General features: G+C 63.7%; 17 protein-coding genes. 3 read left to right on the top strand and 14 right to left on the bottom strand.

Annotated elements, in window-relative coordinates:
• Positions 1 to 86: 86 nt before the first annotated feature.
• Together BMY31_RS01790 and BMY31_RS01785 are read right to left on the bottom strand one after the other, a co-directional pair.
• On the bottom strand, positions 87 to 1,082 hold the full coding sequence (locus tag BMY31_RS01790; protein WP_091007704.1) for an SIS domain-containing protein: 996 nt from the start codon (positions 1,080 to 1,082) through the stop codon (positions 87 to 89).
• A gap of 55 nt (positions 1,083 to 1,137) precedes the next feature.
• A complete protein-coding gene (locus BMY31_RS01785) occupies positions 1,138 to 1,911 on the bottom strand; it encodes an SDR family NAD(P)-dependent oxidoreductase (protein ID WP_078686585.1) in 774 nt (257 codons plus the stop codon).
• A gap of 167 nt (positions 1,912 to 2,078) precedes the next feature.
• Here BMY31_RS01785 and BMY31_RS01780 point away from each other — a divergent pair, with 167 nt between their 5' ends.
• Both BMY31_RS01780 and BMY31_RS01775 read left to right on the top strand, forming a co-directional pair.
• Entirely contained in the window at positions 2,079 to 2,954 is an 876-nt protein-coding gene (locus BMY31_RS01780; protein ID WP_091007702.1) for a Cof-type HAD-IIB family hydrolase, read from the top strand.
• 77 nt (positions 2,955 to 3,031) lie between these two features.
• Positions 3,032 to 3,712 carry an HAD family hydrolase gene (locus BMY31_RS01775; RefSeq protein ID WP_078686583.1) on the top strand — a complete coding sequence of 227 codons (681 nt, stop codon included), beginning with the start codon at positions 3,032 to 3,034 and terminating at the stop codon, positions 3,710 to 3,712.
• A gap of 93 nt (positions 3,713 to 3,805) precedes the next feature.
• On the opposite strand, the gene BMY31_RS01770 is transcribed toward BMY31_RS01775, so the two are convergent.
• Both BMY31_RS01770 and BMY31_RS01765 read right to left on the bottom strand, forming a co-directional pair.
• On the bottom strand, positions 3,806 to 5,284 hold the full coding sequence (locus BMY31_RS01770) for a Sapep family Mn(2+)-dependent dipeptidase (RefSeq protein WP_257612335.1): 1,479 nt from the start codon (positions 5,282 to 5,284) through the stop codon (positions 3,806 to 3,808).
• A gap of 186 nt (positions 5,285 to 5,470) precedes the next feature.
• Positions 5,471 to 6,076: a Crp/Fnr family transcriptional regulator gene (locus BMY31_RS01765; RefSeq protein WP_090991459.1), complete on the bottom strand. Its 606-nt coding sequence runs from the start codon at positions 6,074 to 6,076 to the stop codon at positions 5,471 to 5,473.
• Here BMY31_RS01765 and BMY31_RS08750 point away from each other — a divergent pair.
• Positions 6,038 to 6,310 (top strand): hypothetical protein, encoded by a 273-nt coding sequence (locus BMY31_RS08750; RefSeq protein WP_219334831.1) that lies wholly within the window; start codon positions 6,038 to 6,040, stop codon positions 6,308 to 6,310. The two genes, BMY31_RS01765 and BMY31_RS08750, sit on opposite strands and share 39 nt — an antisense overlap.
• 944 nt (positions 6,311 to 7,254) lie before the next feature.
• On the opposite strand, the gene BMY31_RS01755 is transcribed toward BMY31_RS08750, so the two are convergent.
• From BMY31_RS01755 to dnaE, 10 genes are all read right to left on the bottom strand, one after another.
• Complete coding sequence (locus BMY31_RS01755; RefSeq protein WP_078686738.1) at positions 7,255 to 8,028, bottom strand: MerR family transcriptional regulator; 774 nt, start codon at positions 8,026 to 8,028, stop codon at positions 7,255 to 7,257.
• Between the two features lie 140 nt (positions 8,029 to 8,168).
• On the bottom strand, positions 8,169 to 9,572 hold the full coding sequence (locus BMY31_RS01750) for an exopolysaccharide biosynthesis polyprenyl glycosylphosphotransferase (RefSeq protein ID WP_180371324.1): 1,404 nt from the start codon (positions 9,570 to 9,572) through the stop codon (positions 8,169 to 8,171).
• A gap of 248 nt (positions 9,573 to 9,820) precedes the next feature.
• The gene (locus BMY31_RS01745; protein WP_013251574.1) at positions 9,821 to 10,024 is read right to left on the bottom strand and encodes a cold-shock protein; all 204 of its coding nucleotides are present in this window, start codon (positions 10,022 to 10,024) and stop codon (positions 9,821 to 9,823) included.
• Positions 10,025 to 10,217: 193 nt separating this feature from the next.
• Positions 10,218 to 10,616 carry a hypothetical protein gene (locus BMY31_RS01740; RefSeq protein WP_091007695.1) on the bottom strand — a complete coding sequence of 133 codons (399 nt, stop codon included), beginning with the start codon at positions 10,614 to 10,616 and terminating at the stop codon, positions 10,218 to 10,220.
• A gap of 11 nt (positions 10,617 to 10,627) precedes the next feature.
• On the bottom strand, positions 10,628 to 11,701 hold the full coding sequence (gene ruvB, locus BMY31_RS01735) for a Holliday junction branch migration DNA helicase RuvB (protein ID WP_091007692.1): 1,074 nt from the start codon (positions 11,699 to 11,701) through the stop codon (positions 10,628 to 10,630).
• A complete protein-coding gene (gene ruvA, locus BMY31_RS01730; protein WP_078686569.1) occupies positions 11,701 to 12,333 on the bottom strand; it encodes a Holliday junction branch migration protein RuvA in 633 nt (210 codons plus the stop codon). Before ruvA ends, ruvB begins: the two co-directional genes overlap by 1 nt.
• The gene (ruvC, locus tag BMY31_RS01725; RefSeq protein WP_078686568.1) at positions 12,330 to 12,983 is read right to left on the bottom strand and encodes a crossover junction endodeoxyribonuclease RuvC; all 654 of its coding nucleotides are present in this window, start codon (positions 12,981 to 12,983) and stop codon (positions 12,330 to 12,332) included. Before ruvC ends, ruvA begins: the two co-directional genes overlap by 4 nt.
• Positions 12,984 to 13,139: 156 nt before the next feature.
• Positions 13,140 to 15,089, bottom strand: a complete 1,950-nt coding sequence (locus tag BMY31_RS01720; protein ID WP_091007688.1) for a nitrilase-related carbon-nitrogen hydrolase — start codon at positions 15,087 to 15,089, stop codon at positions 13,140 to 13,142.
• 87 nt (positions 15,090 to 15,176) lie between these two features.
• On the bottom strand, positions 15,177 to 15,557 hold the full coding sequence (locus tag BMY31_RS01715) for a desulfoferrodoxin (protein WP_078686566.1): 381 nt from the start codon (positions 15,555 to 15,557) through the stop codon (positions 15,177 to 15,179).
• Positions 15,558 to 15,886: 329 nt separating this feature from the next.
• Complete coding sequence (dnaE, locus tag BMY31_RS01710; protein WP_078686565.1) at positions 15,887 to 19,792, bottom strand: DNA polymerase III subunit alpha; 3,906 nt, start codon at positions 19,790 to 19,792, stop codon at positions 15,887 to 15,889.
• Positions 19,793 to 20,075 lie beyond the last annotated feature (283 nt).

The raw sequence follows: 20,075 nt of genomic DNA, 5'->3' as shown, positions 1-20,075 counted from the left end.
GACGTCGCGCATCGTTATCGTGCTCATGCGAACCTCCAAACGGGACGGGGCCGCCCGGAGGCGGCCCCGCATGGGGAAACGATGCCCTAGTAGTCGAGGGCACGGTAGTAGCGCCTGATGTCCATCGGGTGGCAGTTGATACGCTCGATGTGCGCGTCAATTCGATTCGTGACCTGATGGGTCACAAGGTGGCTCAGGTAGCCGCGATACTCCGGCGAGATGCCCTCAAGGGCATAGTCCTTGGAGTCGATGATGGTGTAGCGCGCGCAGATCTTCGGGAGGAACCGGGCGACGCGCTCGGCCAGCGGGCGCTCGGCGTCCTCGCCCATGATGACGGTCACGTTCGTGTCGCGGTCAACCACCTCGAGCATGCCGTGGAAGAACTCGGCGGCATGGATCGACTTGGTGCGGATCCAGTGCTGCTCCTCCCAGTAGCACATCGCATAGGAGTAGGTCGACCCATACTGCTCGCCAGCGCCCACGAAGTAGTGAATGTCATCGTCGTGGTGCTCCTCGGCAAACCTCTGAGCGAACTCGTCAGAGGCCTCCGCGACCGAGACGAGCGCATCCGCAAGGTGCGCGTCGAGCTCGGCATAGTAGGCGTCGTACTGCGGGAACTGGCCGGCGTTCCTCATGAAGCGATCGGCCACCATGAAGAACTTGAGCTGCTCGTTCTCGGGATAGACGATGCAGTGGGTCGCCCCCTTTGCAAGCGGCGAGTCCTCGTCGTCAACGAAGCCGATGGTCGTGACGCCACGCTCGTTCAGGGCATCCAGGGCGACGACCATCTCCGCGGTGTTGCCGGAGACGGACGAGAAGACAACGACGCTCTTGTCCGTGAGGCGCTTGTTTCCGAGCGTGTTGAACTCGGCCGCGTTCTCGACGACGACCGGCAAGTCGCTCAGCTCCTTGATGTGCGACTCGGCCTGGAGCGCGGAGGCCCAGGTGCCCCCGATGCCCATGTAGCATACGAGATCGAAGCCACGCTCGCATACTTCGTCCACCATGGCCTCGATTTCGCCGCGAATGGCGAGGGCACCCCTCACGCTGTCCAGCTCGTGCTGCTTGTCATACTTGATCATTCTTACGGTCTCCCAACTAGTCGAGCCCGCGGCCCTCTGCCACGGGCGCCTTTGGCTATTGCTTGCCGAGGTACTTGCCGCCGTCGGCGTGAATGTCTGCACCGTTGATCACGGCTGCGTCGTCAGATGCGAGGAACGCGAACACCGCGGCTATCTCCTCGGGCTCCTCCACCCTTCCGAGAGGCCCGAGATCCACGAGGTCACCCTCGTTCTGGTACTCCATGTCACCGAAGGCGTCGGCCGTGGCGTCCATCATGGGCGTCCTCACCCAGCCGGGGCTCACGCAGTTCGCGCGGAGCTTACCGCCAAGCTCGTTCGCAAGGCACTGCGTCAGGTGAATGACGGCGGCCTTGCTCATGGCATACGGGGCCTCAAAGGCGTAGCAGGCGATACCGTCCACGGAGGCCGTGTTAAGAATCACGCCCTCGCCCTGTTCGCGCATCACGGGAAGCACGTGGTGGATCATGTCGTAGGTACCGAGCAGGTTAACCTCGATGACCTTTCGGGCGGTTGCGACATCCTGCTCCTCGACGGATCCGACCTCACCGCCGATCCCCGCGATGTTGCAGAGGACGTCGATGCGGCCAAGGCGTTCGCGAACCGATGCGACGGCAGAGGCCACCGACTCGTCGTTGGTCACGTCAACGGCGACCGCAACGTAGGCATTCTTGGAAAGACCGAGTTCGGCAGCGGCCGCCTCGACGGCGTCAGCCGACAGATCGAGCATCGCCACGGTCGCGCCCTCGTGCGCGAATCGTCCCGCCGTGGCCTTGCCGATGCCGCTCGCGGCACCGGTGACGACGACTACCTTCCCTTCGATTCCCCGCATGAACGCTCCTTCCCTGGCAGCGAGACCCTCTGGCAGCACTGCCTGATTCGGTACTGGTATATATTTCGTATTAACTTATTTACCGCTCTTATACAAGGTATAATTTTCACGTTCACTTATCTGGCATCTATTCGGGGGCAGGCGGCATTCAGATTAAGGAGAGACCCATGGTGAAGCGATGCGGCAGCAGCAAACGGAAAGTGAGTCTGGGGCCGTTCCAGGACGGTAGCAAGCCACGTCTCGTTGCCACAGATATGGATGGAACGTTTCTAAACCAGTTCGGGGAATATGACCGTGAGCGCTTTGCCCGAGTTCTCTCCGCCATGGCCGAGTCTGACACGCGCTTTGTCGTCGCAAGCGGCAACCAGTACTACCAGCTCCGCACGTTCTTCGAAGGAATCGAGGAAGAGGCGGACGCGTCGCCCATTGCCTACGTCGCCGAGAATGGCGCCCTCGTCGTCGATGACGGGCTCGTAATCGACCATGCGTCCCTCTCGCAAGGCGTCGTCAAGGACGCATGGAGGCTCCTCTCCTCCAGAGTGGATGCCGAGTGCGCCCTCTGCTGCGTGAGCGGAGCCTACGTCCAGCACGGCTCGGCAAGCCAAGGCTTCTTTGAGCTCATGAGCCGATACTTTCCCCGAATCTCCTGGACCGACGACCTTACGTCCCTGAGCGACATCGCGCTCAAATTCTCGATCGAAACGCGCAACGGGACAGAGCAGGCGCTCTCGGAGGCTGTTTCCGACGCCCTCTGCGGGGCCCTCGTCCCCGTTGTCTCGGGCAACGGCTCGGTCGACCTCATGGCGCCCGGTTGCACGAAGGCCACTGGCCTAGCAACCCTTTGCAAGAGATGGGGACTGTCACTCGACGAATGCCTTGCGTTCGGCGACAACGGCAACGACGTAGATATGCTTGCCGCCGTCGGCTGGGGTGCTGCGATGGACAATGCCGCCTTGGACGCGATTCGTGCAGCTGACACAACCTGTCCGCCAAATACGGAGTCGGGAGTACTCGAGACCCTCGAGCAGTTATTCCTCGACTAGCGCCATAGCGCGGGCGCTATCATGAGTCAGTTGTGAAGTGCGCCACCGCGCCCCGGCACCACCTCAGGAGATAACCCTTGACCATCAATAACGACGCCCCTTCGCCGCTGTGGCCGCCCGCCTTCGAGGCAGCCATCTTCGACTTCGACGGCACCATCTCGGACACCGCCGCCCTCTGGAGGCGCGTCGACGAGGAGTTCCTCGGGGCACGCGGATTCGTCGTGCCGGACGACTACGCGCTCACCCTCTCCACACTCGGGTTCTCCAAGGGGGCCGAGTACACCATCGAGCGCTTCGGCCTCGACGAGAGCGTCGAGTCGATTTGCGCCGAGTGGGTCCGCATGGGCCGCAAGCTCTACGAGGCCGAGGCCACCCTCAGGCCGGGCGTCGTCGACTACATCGGGCGACTCCGCGCACGCGGCGTGCAAGTCGCACTCGCAACAACCAACGACCCCGAGGTCCTCGACGGCCTCAGTCAGGTGGACGTGGCGAGCCTCTTCGACGTGCGCGTTCACGGTCGCGAGGTCGCACGCGGGAAGGACCACCCTGACATCTACCTCGAGGCCGCGCGGCGCCTGGGAGCAGACCCCGCCTCCTGCATCGTCTTCGAGGACATCCCGGCCGCCCTCGCCTCGGCCCGCGCGGCCGGCATGCTCGCATGCGGTGTGCGATCAAGCGACCCCGTGCAGGACATGCGCCAGATCGAGCGTGAGGCCGACCTCGTTCTCGACGACTGGCGCGACCTCGCACGCCCCTAGCAAAGCCCGCACGACAAGAAGGGCCGCCACCCGATTGCACTCGGATGGCGGCCCCAGTCGCACCTGATGGACTATCTCGTCGCAATGGCCGGCCTAGAGCTCGAGCTGCATCAGGTTCAGGATCGCGTGGATGTAGACCTTCATGGCGCACTTCAGGCTGGCCTCACTGATGCCCTCGTCGGGACCGTGCTCGGGGCCGACCCACCCGGGGACGACCTCGTCGGGGTCGTGGGGGCCAAAGGCGCAGGCGCGCGTGAACTTGCGGGCGTAGGTGCCGCCGCCAATGGTGATGGCCTTCGAGGTCTTGCCGGTGACTCCGTCATAGGCAGAAAGCAGGGCTTTGACCTCGGGAGACTCGGGGTCGATGTAGAACGGCACCTTCACCGCGTCCACGTCGAAGGTAGCGGCGTGCGCGTCGGCCAGCGTAGCCAGCGCGCAGGCGATCTGCTCGTCGGTGATGGACGTGGGATAGCGAGAGTCCATGGTCTGCCTCAGGCGGCCGCCCTCGGTGCGCACCGTGCCGCCGATGACGGACAGCGCGCCGAACTTGTCGTCGGAGCTCTCGATGCCCAGCGACGCGCCGTCGTGGCCCATGCTGCAGAGCGCGTGCTGCAGCTCGAGGAAGGCCCTCTCGTCCGCAGAGCAGACGCCGTTGTCCAGCAGGTAGTCAACGAGCAGGCCGATCGCGTTGACGGTGCCCTCGGGAAGCGATGCGTGGCCGCCCTTGCCGTGGGACGTGAGCCTCGCCAGGCCGTCGCCCGCAGGCTCGACGTCCACCACGTCGGTGGCAGCGAGCTCGCCCGCGGTCGCACGGACCGTGGCGGTCGCCTGAGACGGGATGGCGTTGGCGACGGTGCCGCCGTCCATCTCGACGATGCGCGAGTCGCCCTTACCGCCGAAGACCTCGGCAGACTCGAAGTGACCGTGGAAGACGCCCTTCTCGCCGCAGATCAGCGGAAAGTCGGCGTCGGGCGAGAACGCAAAGGCGGGCTCATCGTAGTTCTTGAGGTACCAGTCAAGGTCGCCCATGTTGGTCTCCTCGTTGTTGCCAACGAGAAAGCGAAGGGTGTAGGGCAGCCGCTCTCCCCTCTCGCGGGCCAGGCGCGCGACGAATTCGACGGCGTAGAGGCCCATCACGCAGGGGCCCTTGTCATCCAGGACGCCGCGGCCGATCAGGTAGCCCTCGCGGCGGGTGACGTCAAACGGGTCGACGGTCCAGCCAAGTCCCTCGGGAACCACGTCGGTGTGGCAGATCAGCGCAATCTGCGTGTCAGACGCGCCCGCGACGTCGGCGTAGCCAATGCGGCCGCCCTCGCACTCATGAGCGTCCATCCCCAACTTGGAGGCGATGGCAAGCCCCTGCACGAGCGCGTCGTGGGCCTTGGGACCCCAGGGCATGCCCGGCTGCGCAGCCAAGGTGTCCTCGACGGAGGGAATCCTCACCAGCGAGCGGATGTCCTCGATGGCACCCTCCCACACCTCGTCGACGTAGGCGTCGATCTTCTTGTCCAGCTGGTCAGCGTCCAGGCTGCCCGCGTCCAGCAGCTTGTCGCCACTCGGCTCCTTGGCCATGTCTCCTCCTTGCGATCGATGGCGGACGGCACGCCCGCCCCATGTCTAGCCCGCCCATCGTAGCGCATCGCAGGGTACGGCCAAACCCACGCAAGGAGCATGAAACACGACATCGCAGCGCGTTCAAAATTAGCAAGGCAAGGCCAGCAAGAAGGACGTGCCGCCCCGCTCGCGAAGCAATCGACCCTAGACGCCGACCAGGGCGCGCAGCGCTCGTTTGTCAAGCACGTCAACCCGGCCGCGCGAGAGCAGGACGACGCCGCGACGGTCAAGCTGCTTCAGGACGCGCGAGACCGCCTCTCGCGCGCTCCCAATGTGACGCGCAAGCTCGTCGTGGGTAAGACTAAGCGAGTCCCTCCGCCGCCGCGCCACCTCGTCGAGCAGGAACGCCGCCACGCGTGCCTCCAACCGCATGAACAGCACTTGCTCCATAACCCACATCGCATCGCTGAACCTCATCGCGGCCTGACGGTAGGCAAAGGCCTCAGCGGCAAGGCACTCGACGGCGACCCTGTTGTAGACTTCCGAGTCGACCACGAGCAGCTCCGTTGTCCCATCGGCGTCCAGAAAGAGGTCAAAGGTGACGAGCGACAGCAACCTGGAACACGACAGCGCGTAGCATTCGCCCTCCTCCACGCGAAACAGCGTGCACTCGCGACCCGAAGACGACAGCAGGTAGGCGCGGAGGCTCCCCTTAAGAACCATGAGCAGCCCCGTGCGGTCGGTATCATTGCCATGAACGCGCGCGCCATCGTGGAAGCGGATGAACCGCGCGGAGTTCTTGATCATCATGCGCAGACGCTTGTCCAAGCCGGGCGAAACTTCGACGAGATCAAGCGCGTCATCCAGGCACTCCAGACCGCAGACGCACAGGCCTGCGCCACCCCGGCCGACTGGCGTCCGGGCGACGACGTGATCGTCCCCACGGCCGGCTCCTGCGGCGTCGCCAAGGACCGCATGGAGAACCAGACCGAGGAGCAGTACTGCCTCGACTGGTTCCTCTGCTTCAAGAAGACATCCCACTAGCAATCCCGCATGCGCTGAGTGCGTGCCGTCCCCCACTACCGCGTGCGCGGGATTCCCTTGTCTGCTGCCGGATCGCTCCCGCGTGCGATCCGGCAGCTTTCTTCTAATTGTTTTTTTGCTCTTTTGAAGCCGCCAAGTGCATCCAGAAAGACATCCCAAGACTTGGGGGAGCAGCAAATGGCTGACGTTGCCGACATCGCAAATGGCGTTCTTCAATCCACTGGTCCGACTACAAGGTTCATGTCGGACATTACGTCATTTCAAACTCAGGTCAATGCCCTGATTGCCCATGCTCTACCCCTGCCCTCGAGAAGAACGCAGTATCTAAGGTTGTTGACAAGCTCGGAGGCCTAACAAGGAAAGGGCTTCGAGATCTAAGCCATAAAGAGAGTTCCCGGAAGATGGCTCGTGAAGGCTTTTCCACACACGAGCGCTGCGCAAAGATCATTGCGCGCGGCTCAATCAAATCGTTTTACTCTTCTCCTTGTAGCGGCAATCCCCTGTTCGCATCATGAGCGACAGTCTTTGCACCAAGGCGAAATACCGTAAAGCGAGCGAGACCGACGCCGCAATTAAAGAATGCCTGCGCAGAGAGATAAGGCTGGAGAAACGTGAGATGAACGGGGTCTCCGACAAGAATCCCGTTACGAAGAGGATGTTCTTGCTCGCCATCTGCCCTCGTTGGATGATCTCAAACCTGCATATCAGAACATTTATGCAGACAACACCAACAGATTCGTCGAGTGGCTGGAATGTCAGGTGTCATCGAATCAGACGCTGCCGCTTCAGACGCGCCGAAGCACGGCCATATAAATCAACGTATCTTCTGGCAGCAAACCTCAAAACGAAGGAGCTGCATTCAATCTGCAGCCCTGTCACGACTGATAGAGTTCGAGCAACTGGCCGGTTTTTCATACTCCGTTACTCGAATGCAATCGGACAGATCAGCCCATCCTGCAATTGTGCACACCAGTCGCACCGCCGTCCCACTTGCAGTAGGCTTCCACTGCCCTAGACGCGAACTCGGCGGCGCCCTCGCCCGCGAAGCGGTCGATGTTCCGCGTGAACTCGCCGCTGGCTCCGTAGGCCCTGCCAAGGCCCGCGAACGTCTCGAGACTGCACTCGTAGTAGTGCTCGCAGATGAAGCCGCGAATCAGCGCGGCCTGCGCCACGGCTCTCTCACTGGCGGGGTCCGTGCCCTCCTTCGCCATCTTCGCGAACGGAACGAACAGCTCCATCAGCTGCTCCCCCATGGCAGACTCCTCCTCACTCGTGCGTCCCGCGCTGCGCCTCTGGTAGTCGGACCAATCGGGTGTGTCGCCCCAGGCCTCCTTCGCGCGAGCAGCGTACTCGTCCATCTTGCCGGTGTCGAACGCCTCGAAGCTCACCTTCGCCCCCTCCTCCCGCGCCAGCGACCGAGCGAGCTCGATTAGCCCGTCGATGTGTTCCCGCTTGAGCTCCAGGAGCCGCGCCTGCTGCTCAAACGCGCGCCTTCGGTCCCGTGACGTGGCGTCAATGGTCTTGCGGATGTCAGCAAGGGAGAAGCCCAGCTCCCTCAGGAGCAGGATCTGCTGCAGCCGTGCGAGCTCGGCGTCCCCATAGAGCCGGTAGCCAGCCTCCGTGCGCCCAGCGGGACCCAGTAGGCCGATGGCGTCGTAGTGGTGCAGCGTCCGCACGCTCACACCCGACAGCTCCGCGACTTCCTTAACGGTCAGCAAACCGGCCCCCTTCCCGCATCCGCCCTTGTCACGCATGAGGATAAGCCATGACGTAACGTAAGGGTCAAGCGCTTCGGCCAGATTGTTTTCCACTGCAGTGAAGGTCATTCGCACTGAGTCAAGCGAGTCATGATGACTGATTACTTGCCAGTGCCATATATCACAGCGCTAACCGTGCGCTTAATTATTGACCAATCCATCTGGGCGGACTGGTGACGCACGTAATAGAGCTCGAGCTCCTGACGCTTACCCGTGGCATAGGTCGCATCGTTACGAGCCACCACCTGCCACCATCCTGTGATGCCCGGCTTGCAGCTGAGGAACTCACTCAACCTATCCCCGTAGTTGACAAGCTCCTCATCGACAATGGGACGCGGGCCAACAACACTCATGTCGCCTTTGAATACGTTGATGAACTGCGGAAACTCATCCAGCGACGTCTTGCGCAGGATGCGCCCCACCTTCGTGACGCGTGGATCGTTTTCGACCTTGCGCTCCGTCTCCCACTCCCTAAGCTGTTCCGCGCTCAAATACTTCTTGACGTCGTTAGCATCAGCGACCATGGAGCGGAACTTGAGGAGGTCGAAGTGCTTGCCGTCGAGGCCGACGCGACTCTGGGTGTAGAAGGGAGAGCCCTTGGTCTGAAGGTAGATAACGAGACTCAGGATGAGGCTGGGAATGAAGGCGACTACTATGACCGCAAGGCTGAAGAGGATGTCGAACAGGCGCTTGCCGACGTAGCGGTAGAACTTGCTGCCGGTGCTCGAGTAGGTGACCGTAGGAATCTCGCCAAAAGAGTCGAGATGCGCCCCCTGGATATCGGGGTCAGGCAGAACCACCTGCACGTGGCAAGAGGCCGAAAGGCGCTCCGCAGAGTCGACCAGACGTGCCACCTGATCCTCAGTCGCATTGGGGGCCGCAACGAAGACGTCGTCGATGCGCTTGCCCGCAAGGTGCTGGGGAATGGACTCAAGCCGGCAGGCTATGGTCTTCTCCCCCACCTTGCCCTGGACGAAGTCTCCTGAAAGGTCGAGCCATCCTGCGACGTTGTAGGTTGACCCAGTCTTGAAGCGCTTCTGGACAAACTCCCTGCACGTGGGCTCAGCAATCATAAGAACGTGGTAGCGGACGCTCTCACGACCAAACACGAGACGCGTCGCGAGCTTGGAAAGCGCCCTGAGCGCGCACATGACCACGACATCGATGCCGAAGAAGAGCATCACGACGGTACGCGAGGGCGAGACGTCGGGCTCGACGGCAAGCATCACGAGGGCGACGCCGAGCACGAGATAGACGTTGTAGAGGAAGACAAGGCCAAACTCCTGTGTTGCGTTGCGCTTCATGAAACCACGGTTCACGTGCGTGATGAAATTGAAGAACGTGACGAGGAAGACTAGAGTAATGATGGTCAGGCCGGTTGCACTACCGGTGGAAGACAAGATGGGTCCAAGCGCCTTGATGCTCGTCGCATGCCAGAAGCTCAGAACGACGCAGATGACGTCCAGTAGCCAGAGAGATAATTTTCTGAAGTAAGAAGAACCCACCAGCTGCCGCCTTAAAAGAACTTGAACCGTTATTAGGTTTTACTAATCTACCACTATCGTAAAGAAACCAAGCAGATAGAATGGCAGACAGGTTTGTTGCGGCTATAGATGGAACAGTATTTGACACAAGCATTTCAAACGTAAATGAGCCTCGTCGAAACGGGACCATTTTGCGCAAACGCACAAACAAAAAGCCCCCGCGATGCGGGGGCTCATCAGCCTTAAGTATGAATGAGGCTTACGGCTGCTTAGGCCTTGCGGACGTTGGAAGCCTGGAGCTTGCCGTTCTGGCCGGTGGTGATGTCAAACTCGACAGCCTGGCCCTCGTCCAGAGTCTTGAAGCCGTCCATCTGGATCTCGGAGTAGTGGACGAACAGGTCGTCGCCGTCCTCACGAGAGATGAAGCCGTAGCCCTTGTCCGGGTTGAACCACTTAACAGTACCCTGTGCCATGTCGTGCCTTTCTTTCTTGCCCCGAGGGGCGAAAACAGTGCGCTGTACGCGCGATACAAAGTGTGGGTTTTGACCACGAGGGACATATTACCCCAAGACGCTGGGAAAATAGACGAAAATCCGTTCACGGGCAAAATTGAACGCGAATGACCGAGAAGCCAACGCCCCCTGAAACATAGCTGACGCTTGCGGATTACCGGTTGATAATCTGACGCTCAAGGCTAAGGAACTCTTCAGGAACTTGTTCGAGATCGGCGTTGAAGGCATCGGCGATGGCCTGCGCCTGCTCGTGGCGAACGCGGGCAACATTCGGCTTGCCCTCGAGCTCGTAGGCGAGCGAGACTCTCTGGAGGACGTAGGCGGCATAGCCGGCAACGGACTCCCCCACGCCCGAAAGGGACATCATCGTGACGAGCGACTGGGGAGCGAGCGACATGGCCGTCGAGGCGTCGAGGTCGAGGAGCTCGGCCACGGCGGACTCAGCCTCCTCCACGCGCCCGAACTCTCTGTCGCGAAAGACGCTCACGAGGGCGACGGAGACGCTCTCGACGAAGCGGCCGATGATCTCGAGGAGATAGTCGTGTTGGAGCATGGGTTGCCACCTTACTTGACGGCGGGCGGGGTGACACCAAGGTGGTCGAAGGCCAGGCTGGTCGCCACGCGCCCCTGAGGCGTACGGATGATGAGGCCCATCTGGAGCAGGTAGGGCTCGTAGACGTCCTCGAGCGTAGAGGGGTCCTCTCCAACCGCCGAGGCGATGGTGGTAAGCCCCACGGGACGGCCGCGGAAGGTCTTGGTGAGGGCCTCGAGGATCTTGACGTCCATCCAGTCGAGACCCATCTGGTCGATCTCGAAGAAGGAGAGCGCCTGCGAAGCGACCTCCCACGTGATCTCTCCCTCGGCCTTGACCTGAGCGTAGTCGCGAACGCGCTTGAGGAGCCGGTTGGCAAGACGCGGCGTGCCGCGGCTACGCGAGGCGATCTCGGCAGCGCCCTGTGCGTCGATGCGCACGCCCAAGATGGCGGCGGAGCGCTGGACGATGTGCGAGAGCTCCTGCGTGGAGTAGTAGTCCAGACGATACGAGATGCCGAAGCGGTCGCGCAGGGGCCCCGTGAGGAGGCCGGTGCGCGTGGTCGCGCCGATGAGCGTGAAGTGGGGCATGTCGAGCCTGATGGAGCGCGCGGCCGGCCCCTTGCCGATGACGATGTCGAGGAAGAAGTCCTCCATCGCCGGGTAGAGCACCTCCTCGACCTGGTGGTTGAGACGATGGATCTCGTCCACGAAGAGGATGTCGTTCTCGCCCAGGTTGGTGAGGATGGCCGCGAGGTCGCCGGTGCGCTCGATGGCAGGCCCGGAGGTGGTGTGCAGCTTGGCGCCCATCTCGTTCGCGACGACGCCCGCGAGCGTGGTCTTGCCCAGGCCCGGAGGACCCGAAAAGATCACGTGGTCGAGCGGCTCGTTGCGGTCGCGGGCGGCCTGGATGAGCACGCGCAGGTTCTCGCGGACGCGCTCCTGGCCGCAGTAGTCGTCGAGTGTCTTGGGGCGAAGCGTGCGGTCGACCTCGAGGTCGTCTGCGGTGAGCTCGCCGGTCACCGAGCGCGGGCCCGCCTCGCGGCGCACAGGGCGCTGGGGCGCGTTGCCGTCGGCAAAGAGGTCGTCTTCTGGTGCCTCCCACATTAGGCGCCACCTCCCAGGTGCTTGAGCGCGTAGCCGAGCGCCGCCTCGACGGTGCCGGTGCCGGCGTCATCATATCCCTCGAGCGCAAGCTCCGCCTCCTGCTGCGTGAAGCCCATGGAGAGGAGCGCCTCGGTGGCCTCGGCCCCGACCGAAGAAGCAGAGGGGGCGGCAGGCGCGGAGTCGAGCGCGGGCTGCTGCAGGCCGACCAGGCCGCGCAGCTCCGCATCCTTCTGGAAGACGCCCTCGAGCTCGACGAGCAGGCGTTGGGCCTTCTTCTTGCCTACGCCGCTCACCTGAGACATGCGCGATACGTCTTGCGTCGCCACGACGGTAGCGAGCCCGGCGGGACTGAAGGTGGAGAGTACCGCCAGCGCGAGCTTGGGACCCACGCCGGAAATGGCGACCAGGCGGTCGAAGAGGGCGCGCTCTTCTCGGCTGGAGAAGCCATAGAGGTCCATGGCGTCCTCGCGCACGATGAGACGTGTGAGGATGGTTACGCCGGACTGCCCCACGGGCGGGAGCGATGCGGCCGTCGTGGCGGAGACGCCGAGCTCGTAGCCCACGCCCTGGACGTCGAGCACGACATGCAAGGGCAGGACCTCGAGCAGGGTTCCTGTGAGCTGGACTATCACTTGGAGCTCCTTCTGCTGGTGCGGGTTGCGGGAAGGCTCTGGCGCGCGCCACGAGCACGGGCGACGTTTGCCGCCGTGGCCGCCGCCGTGACCTGGCGGGCCTCATCGGCGTCGGCAATGCGCTGCGCGCGCTCCTGGGCGGCCATCTGGTCGGCCGCGACGCGGTGCGCGATGGCGTTGGTGCGCGCCAGGTTTGCGTGGCACACGGCCGCGGCGAGCGCGTCGGCCGCGTGATCCGGGCGCGGCTCGTGATCGAGCGCGAGGATGTTCTGGACCATGTAGATGACCTGGCGCTTGTCGGCGGAGCCCGTGCCCACGACGGCCTGCTTGATCTGCATGGGCGTGTACTCGCCCATCTGCAGGCCCGCCATGGAGCAGGCCACGATGGCCGCGCCGCGGGCATGGGCCGTCGCGATGGCGGAGCGAGTGTTCTCGCCGAAGAAGATCTTCTCGATCGCGAGCTGCGAGGGGTGGTAGCGCTCGATGACCTCGGAGATCTCGTCGAAGATGCGACCCAGACGCTGGTCGAGCGGCTCGGACGCCTTACTGGACACGCATCCGTAGGCGCGTGCACGGCACACGTTGCCGCGCGTCTCCACCACGCCCCAGCCGGTGTTGGCGAGGCCGGGATCGATACCCAGGATGATCACGCGTCCCTCCCTTGCGAGCGCTGCGGGCGGCGTTAGCCTTCCGTTGGTTTAGATGCTATCGAACGTTCGTTCTATAGTATCACAGAGACGCGCTGGGCTTGTGGCAGGCCAACGCCACGCTCGGGATGACCGGAAGTCGGGGGCCAGGCTGCGGCACTAGTTCTCGGAGAACGGGGTGGGCCACTCGTTTCCTGCGGAGTCGCGGAAGCGCGCGACTCCGGAGTCGTCGCCCGAGGCCGCGTCGGGGCCCATGGCGCGCCCAGCGAAGGAGTCTGGCTCGGGATGGCGCGGGCCGAAGGCGCCCCCGACCGCAAAGTCCCTGAGGAACGAGAGCGTACGGCGCATCTCGAGCCCGGACTGTTCGGCCTCTTCTTGACCTTGCCACCCGTCCCCCCGCGCCCCGATGGACTCAGTGAGACGCTCGAGCACGGACTCGATGGAGTCGGCCTGGGGGTCGCTGCCCTGGCGAACGTGGTCGTGCCAGGCGAGCGTGAGCGGACGCCGGGCGTCGTAGAGCGTGGTGGTGCTGACCATGAGGCAGAGGCCCCTGCCGAGACGACGTGCCTCCCCCCTCTCGTACGCCGCAATCACGCCCTCGACCAGCGAGCGCTCGTGGACGTCCTCGTGCACGATGTCGGTGAGCGAGTGCGACCACTCGACGTGGTCCTGGAGAACGGCATCGATTGCGCGAACCCAACTCTCGTCCGAGTAACCGTCACGCAGGAGCCTGCCGATGGTCGGAACCTCCCGAGACGACAGCGACACCGTGGGGAATACGGGACTCATGGCGTTGCGCATGCGCGCGAGGTCGACGACGGCGGAGCGGTAGACGTCGCCGAGGGGCATGAACTGCGCGGCCATGGGCGCCAGATGCGATCTTCCGATGGCAAGCTCGGTCTTGTCGAGCGTGGAGAGCGGCGTCGCGCCGAGGTTTTGGGACGTGGCCGCAAGATACGCCTCGACGATGCCGCGGCGCAGCAGCTCGTCCGCCGGCGTGTCGGCGCGGGGCAGGCGCGGGATGTCCGATGCGCTGCGCGCGTCCAGCCTCAGGTTGATGGCGAGACGCTGGCAGGCGGCCTCGCGCTCGAGGTCACCGGGGCAGTCGACGATGGCATGAACGTTGGACGGGCCGAATGCGTCTGTCGCGAGCGCCGCCGTGACCATGGACGAGAGCGTTCCGTCGATCACGAGGGAGACCTGACGGCCACCCTGCTTGTTCACGAAGTCGCGCAGGCCGAGGACAAGCGCCTGCCAGAGGTAGAGCGGACGGTTGTAGACCTCGGGGGTGAGCTTGGACTGTTCGAGGGCAGAGACGTCAGCGAGGGATGGCGCGTCATTCTCGGCTGTGTGAGCGTCGCCCTCCGTGGCGCGAGCGCAAGGCGTGACGTCGACGACCATGAGGTCCTCCTCGAAGGCCGGGGCGCTCGCGACGAGGGCGCCCTCGGGAGAAAGCGCGAAGCTCGAGCCAGTGTAGACCTGCGTGCCGTAGCCGCCCAGGGAGCCAGCGCCGATGAGCCACGCGCCGGTGGTGCGGGCGTCTCCGACAAAGCGGTTGTCGGTCAGCGCGCCGCCGAGCGCCGACGAGGAGTCGTCCGCGGCGTAGCCGTAGCCCGAGACGAACAGGAGCACGTCGAGGCCGAAGTCGAACGAGGCGTAGTCGTCGAGGTCGTCGTAGGTGAAGGCCAGGCCGAAGCGAAGGCCGCAGACGTCGAACTCCGGCAGGTCCGGCGAGGGGTCGCCGGGAGAGGGCACGGAGTCGGCGTCTCCAACGTTCGCCGCGTAGGCGGTGAGCTTGAGCGGGGCGATGGCGCCATCCTTGAGGAGCATGGCCTCGGGCAGGGTGTCACCCTCGATGTCGCTCACGATGGGGACGATCGCGGGACACGCGAGGCGCGTCGCGGCATCGGCGAGCGCGTCGAAGGTGTCCAGGAGGAAGTCGTCCCTTTGCCCCTCGGCAAGGGGAAATGGCCCCGTAAGGGCCGCCATGGGAAAGACCAGGAGGTCGACCCCATGCCCCATCGCGCGCTCCGAGTAGGCGACCATGCGGTCGATGGTGGCCGCAAGGTCACCGGGCTTCGTGTTGATCTGGCCGACGCCAATCCTCATATGAAAATCCCTCCAAGGGCGCCCCACCCTTGGGGAACACCCTTGGAGGGACTCGGCCGCCCGCGCGGGGCGATGCCTTGGTTAGTGCTAGAACTCGGCCTTCCAGAGCCCATGCAGGTTGCAGTAGGCATAGACCGTGCCGTGCGACCCGGCCGCGACGCGGAAGCGCGCGGTGGGCTCTTCGCCCGGCTTGAGATACTTGATGATAGCCCTTCCGTCGTTGGCGAGCGCGATCCACTCGATGTAGTGCTCCTCGAGCATGGGGTGCTCGACCTCGCCGACCTTGATGCTGATGCGCTCGCCTTCGGGCTCGATGGCAGGCACGTGCTTCTCGACGGCGGCATCGACGGAGCCGGCGACGAGCTTCTTCATGGGTTCGCCGCAGCAGCTAAGCGTGCCGCCACCATCGTTGACCAGCATGACCAGGTTTCCACACTTCGCACAACGGTAGAACGTGACCTCAGCCATAGACCTTCCTCCTTTTGCCACCCCTCCTTGCGGCGGTCGGGCGACGCGCCGCGGCCGGGCGCCCTGGGGCGAGCCGACTGAGTATAGTGTGCCCGTCCAGCAAAAAAAGATACCGACAGAGTCACAGAAAGGACGAAGGGGCCTTCGCTTGCGCAGAACATCGCGATGGCATCGCAAACGCCCCCAAACGGACCCATGCTCACCGCGCTGGCACCCTCGGCTGCCGCGTAGCACAGAAACCCTTACCTGAGCGGGACAGGAAGCCCTCACGGGCCACGTTATGTTTACGCGGCGGTGCGGGCGGAATCGATTCGATTGGGACGACGATGCTATGCCACCTGGACGTGGCCCTCCCTGCCGACGAAGTCGTCGACCTCGGCCAGGAGCACCATGTTCTTGGCATCGACCTTGGTGGGGAGCTCCATGCGCATCATGTCGCCAGAGGCGCTCTCGACCATCAGCTCGACGCGGTCGAGCCCGTCGTAGCGGTCGAAGATGGACTGGAGGCGCTCCATCCTGTCCATGGAGAGCATCTTGGACGGAATGTAGATCTCGATGACCTTGGGGCGGTTGGTCTTCTCGTTGAGCTCCATGGCAACGATCTTCTGGCAAATCAGCTGGTCTCCCCTGTCACCGTGCTCGATCTTGCCCGTGGCCTGGATGAAGACGTCGCCGACGCGCTCGCCGGTGACCGGGTCGACGTCGCCCTGCAGGATCGTGGCGCACTCCGCATAGGTCTTTGGGAAGACGACCAGGGGGATCTCGCCCTCCATGTCCTCGAGGGTGACGATGGCCATCTGGTCGCCCTTCTTGGTGACCTTCTTGGCGACGCCTCCGGCGGGAACCATGCCTGCGAGACGGATGGTCTTGCCGTCCTCGACCTTGTAGCGCGTGCCGGCCGTGCCGGTCGCGGGGTCGACGTACTCCTCGGAGGCCATGGCCTCGCTGACCGTGCAATCGCGTGCCTTGGAGAGCGCGTACTCGAACGGGCGCAGCGGGTGATCCGAGACGTAGAGACCCAGGACGTCGTGCTCGGCCTGGAGCTTGGTGTGGCGGTCCCACTCGTCGCCGTCAGGCTCGGGAATCTCGTCCTGGAAGCCCGCACCCTCGACGGCCGCGAACATGTCGAACATCGAGACCTGGCCGTTGGCCTTGTCCTTCTGGCGCTTGGCCGCCGCATCGATGATGTTGGCGGGATTGTTCTTGTCGACGAACCCCATCAGCTGCTTGCGCGGGTAGCCCATGGCGTCGAAGGCACCCGCCTTGATAAGCGCCTCGACGACGCGGCGGTTGGCCTGGCTGCCGTCGACGCGCTCGCAGAAGTCGTGCAGGTTCTTGAAGGGTCCGTTGGCGTCGCGCTCGGCCATGATGGCCTCGCCCACCGCGGCGCCCACGCCACGGATGCCGGCGAAGCCGAATCGGATGCCATCCGGGGTTGCGGTGAAGTCGCGGCCGGACTCGTTGATGTCGGGGGGCAGGACCGTGGTGCCGTCGTGGTTGCAGGCCGTGACGTAGTGGACGATCTTGTCGGTCTTGCCCATGTAGGAGGTGAGGACCGAGGCCATGAACTCGTTCGGGAAGTACGCCTTGAGCCAGGCGGTCTGCATAACCAGGATGGCGTAGCCGGCCGAGTGGGACTTGTTGAATGCGTAGGACGCGAACTCGAGGACGTTCTCCCAGATCTCCTGCGCGATCTCTCGCTTGTAGCCGTTGTGCTCCGCGCCGTTCATCCAGTGGTCGTAGATGGTCTCGTCGGCGCCGTCGCCCTCCCAGTGGAAGATCTGGTCGGTCAGCATCTTGATCTTCTTCTTTGCCACGGGCTTGCGCATGCGCGAGTCGGACTCGCCGGGCGTGAAGCCGGACATCTTCATGGAGATCTGCATGACCTGCTCCTGGTAGACCATGGTGCCGTAGGTCTCTTCCAGGATCGGCTTGAGGCGGTCGTCGTAGTAGGAGATCTTCTCCTTGCCGTGCATACGGTTGATGTAGCTGTCGACCATGCCGGCACCCAGAGGGCCGGGTCGGTAGAGCGCGATGAGAGCGACGATCTGCTTGTACTGGTTGGGCTGCATGTTCTTGATGGTCTGGGTCATGCCGCCCGACTCGACCTGGAAGACGCCCGCGGTCTGGCCGGAGCCGAGGAGCTCGTAGATCTTGGGGTCCGAGAAGTCGATCTTGTCCGGGTCGATGTCGACGCAGGTGGCGCCGTCCTTGAGCGTCGCCTTGACCGCGTCGGGCATCTTGTCGATGTCCGACGCGTTGGGGTACGAATGCCTGATGTTGGCAATGGCCTTGTTGATGACCGTCAGGGTGCGCAGGCCAAGGAAGTCCATCTTGAGCAGGCCCATGTCGGCGACCGAGTGGCCCTCGTACTGGGTGATGGTGACGTTGCCCTTGGTGTCGAGCTTGGTGGGAACGTGGTCGGTGACCGGTGTGGGCGCGATCAACGTCGCACAGGCGTGGACGCCCTCGCCGCGGGTGAGGCCCTCGATGGCCAGGGCCGAGTCGATGATGCGGTGGGCGTCGGCGTCCTCGTTGTAGGCCTTCTCGAAGTCCGGGGAGTACTGGTCGGGCTTCTTCTCGTTCTTGTGCAGGGCGTTGGGCAGCGAGAGCTTGGGGTCGTTGGACAGCATCTTCGAGAGCTGCTGGCCCTTGTAGACCGGGAAGCCCAGGACGCGGTTGGCGTCGTTGATGGCCTGTTTGGCCTTGATGGTCGAGTAGGTGATGACCTTGCAGACGCGGTCCTCTCCGTAGACGTCGCGCACGTGCTGGAGGACATCCTGGAGGTGCTCGTCGTCGAAGTCCATATCGATATCGGGCATCTCGGTACGCTCGGGCGAGAGGAATCGCTCGAACATCAGGCCGTTGTCCAGCGGGTCGAAGTTGGTGATGTTCATGGCGTAGGCAACGATTGCGCCTGCGGCCGAGCCACGGCCCGGGCCGACGCCGATGCCGTTGTTCTTGGCCCACTCGACGTAGTCCTGGACGATCAGGAAGTAGTTTGCGAAGCCCTTCTCGGTGATGATCTTGTACTCGTGCTCGAAGCGGTCCTTGACGTTCCAGTCGCCGATGGTGATGTCGCGCCAGTTCTCGCCGTAGCGCTTGGCGAGGCCCTTCTCGCACTCCTCGCGGAAGCGCTCGTTTGCGGTCTCGCCCTCGCGCAGGCCAGGGTACTCGGGCAGGAACATGGAGTCCCAGTCGAGCTCGTAGCTGCACTTCTCGGCCACCTCGAGGGTGTTGTCGCAGGCCTCGGGACACCACGAGAAGAGCTCGCGCATCTCGTCCTCGGTCTTCATGTAGAACTCGGTCCCCTCCATGCGCATGCGACTGGGGTCGTCGAGCGTGGTGGCCTTGCCGATGCACGAGAGGATGTCCTGCGTGGGCGCGTCCTCGCGCGAGAGGTAGTGGAAGTCGTTGGTTGCGATGACCTTGATGTCGAGCTCGTGGGCGAGCTTGACCAGGTACTCGTCGAGCTTGCGGTCGTCCCAGCCGTTGCGGAAGTTGAGGCCGTGGTCCTGGATCTCCATGTAGAAGTCGTCGCCGAAGAGGCCCTTGAACTTCTGGGCCCACTCGCGCGCCTCGTCGAACTGGCCGTCGAGCACGCACTGCTGGATGACCCCCTGGACGCAGGCGCTCTGGCAGATGATCCCCTCGTGGTACTTCTCGAGCATCGCGAAGGTGGTGCGCGGCTTGTAGTACATCATCTCGTGGCCAGCGGCCATGGACATGCACTTGATCAGGTTGACGTAGCCGGTCTCGTTCTTGGCGATGAGGATCAGGTGGAAGCGGCGCTGCTTGGTGCCGCGCTCGATGCAGTCGTCCTTGATGAAGTAGGCCTCGCAGCCGAAGAGCGGCTTGACCTTGAGCTTGGGCCGGTTGGCCTTGACGGCGTCAAGGTCGTGGCCGCTGTCCTCCCACACCTTGACGTCGGAGGCCCACTGGTCGTGGACGCGGTCGAAGTAGTCGGCGTCGTCCGCGTCGGCCTCGGGCTCGTCGAGCTCCCAGCCCTTCTGGAAGCACTCGACGTCGTGGCGCCACTGCTTCATGTTCTTCTGGCCGTCGTTGTACTTGCGGCACTCCAGGTCGAGCTCGGGGATGCCGAACATGTAGCCGTGGTCCGTAAGGGCGACGGCCGGCATCTGGAGGTCGACGGCGCGCTTGACCATGTCGGGGATGCGGGTCGCCGCGTCAAGGATGGAAAAGCACGAGTGGTTGTGAAGATGGACGAACGCCATGTGGCTCCCCTTCTGGCCTAAGCCGGGCATGCGCACCGCAGCCTCCCGTCGCATTGCGGGCGAGAAGGGCGTGGCGCGCCGAGTTGTTCCCCAACGATGATAGCGGAAACGCCGTCGCCGCGAACCTGTGACCAAACACGTGTTCGGGCTTCTGAGCTGGGATGACGCGTGGGCGGTAGGGTTTTCGCAGGTGAGGGGGCAACCGACCTGGGCTGCCCCGAGCGGCAAAAGTCCACAACTCGCCCGGCGGTCCGTCCCGCAGTGCCGCCATGGCGCCGATCCC

The organism is Parafannyhessea umbonata (assembly GCF_900111255.1).
Lineage (GTDB): Bacteria > Actinomycetota > Coriobacteriia > Coriobacteriales > Atopobiaceae > Olsenella_J > Olsenella_J umbonata_A.
The sequence above is the reverse complement of the archived record's forward strand: the minus strand, read 5'-3'. Positions and strand labels throughout refer to the sequence as shown.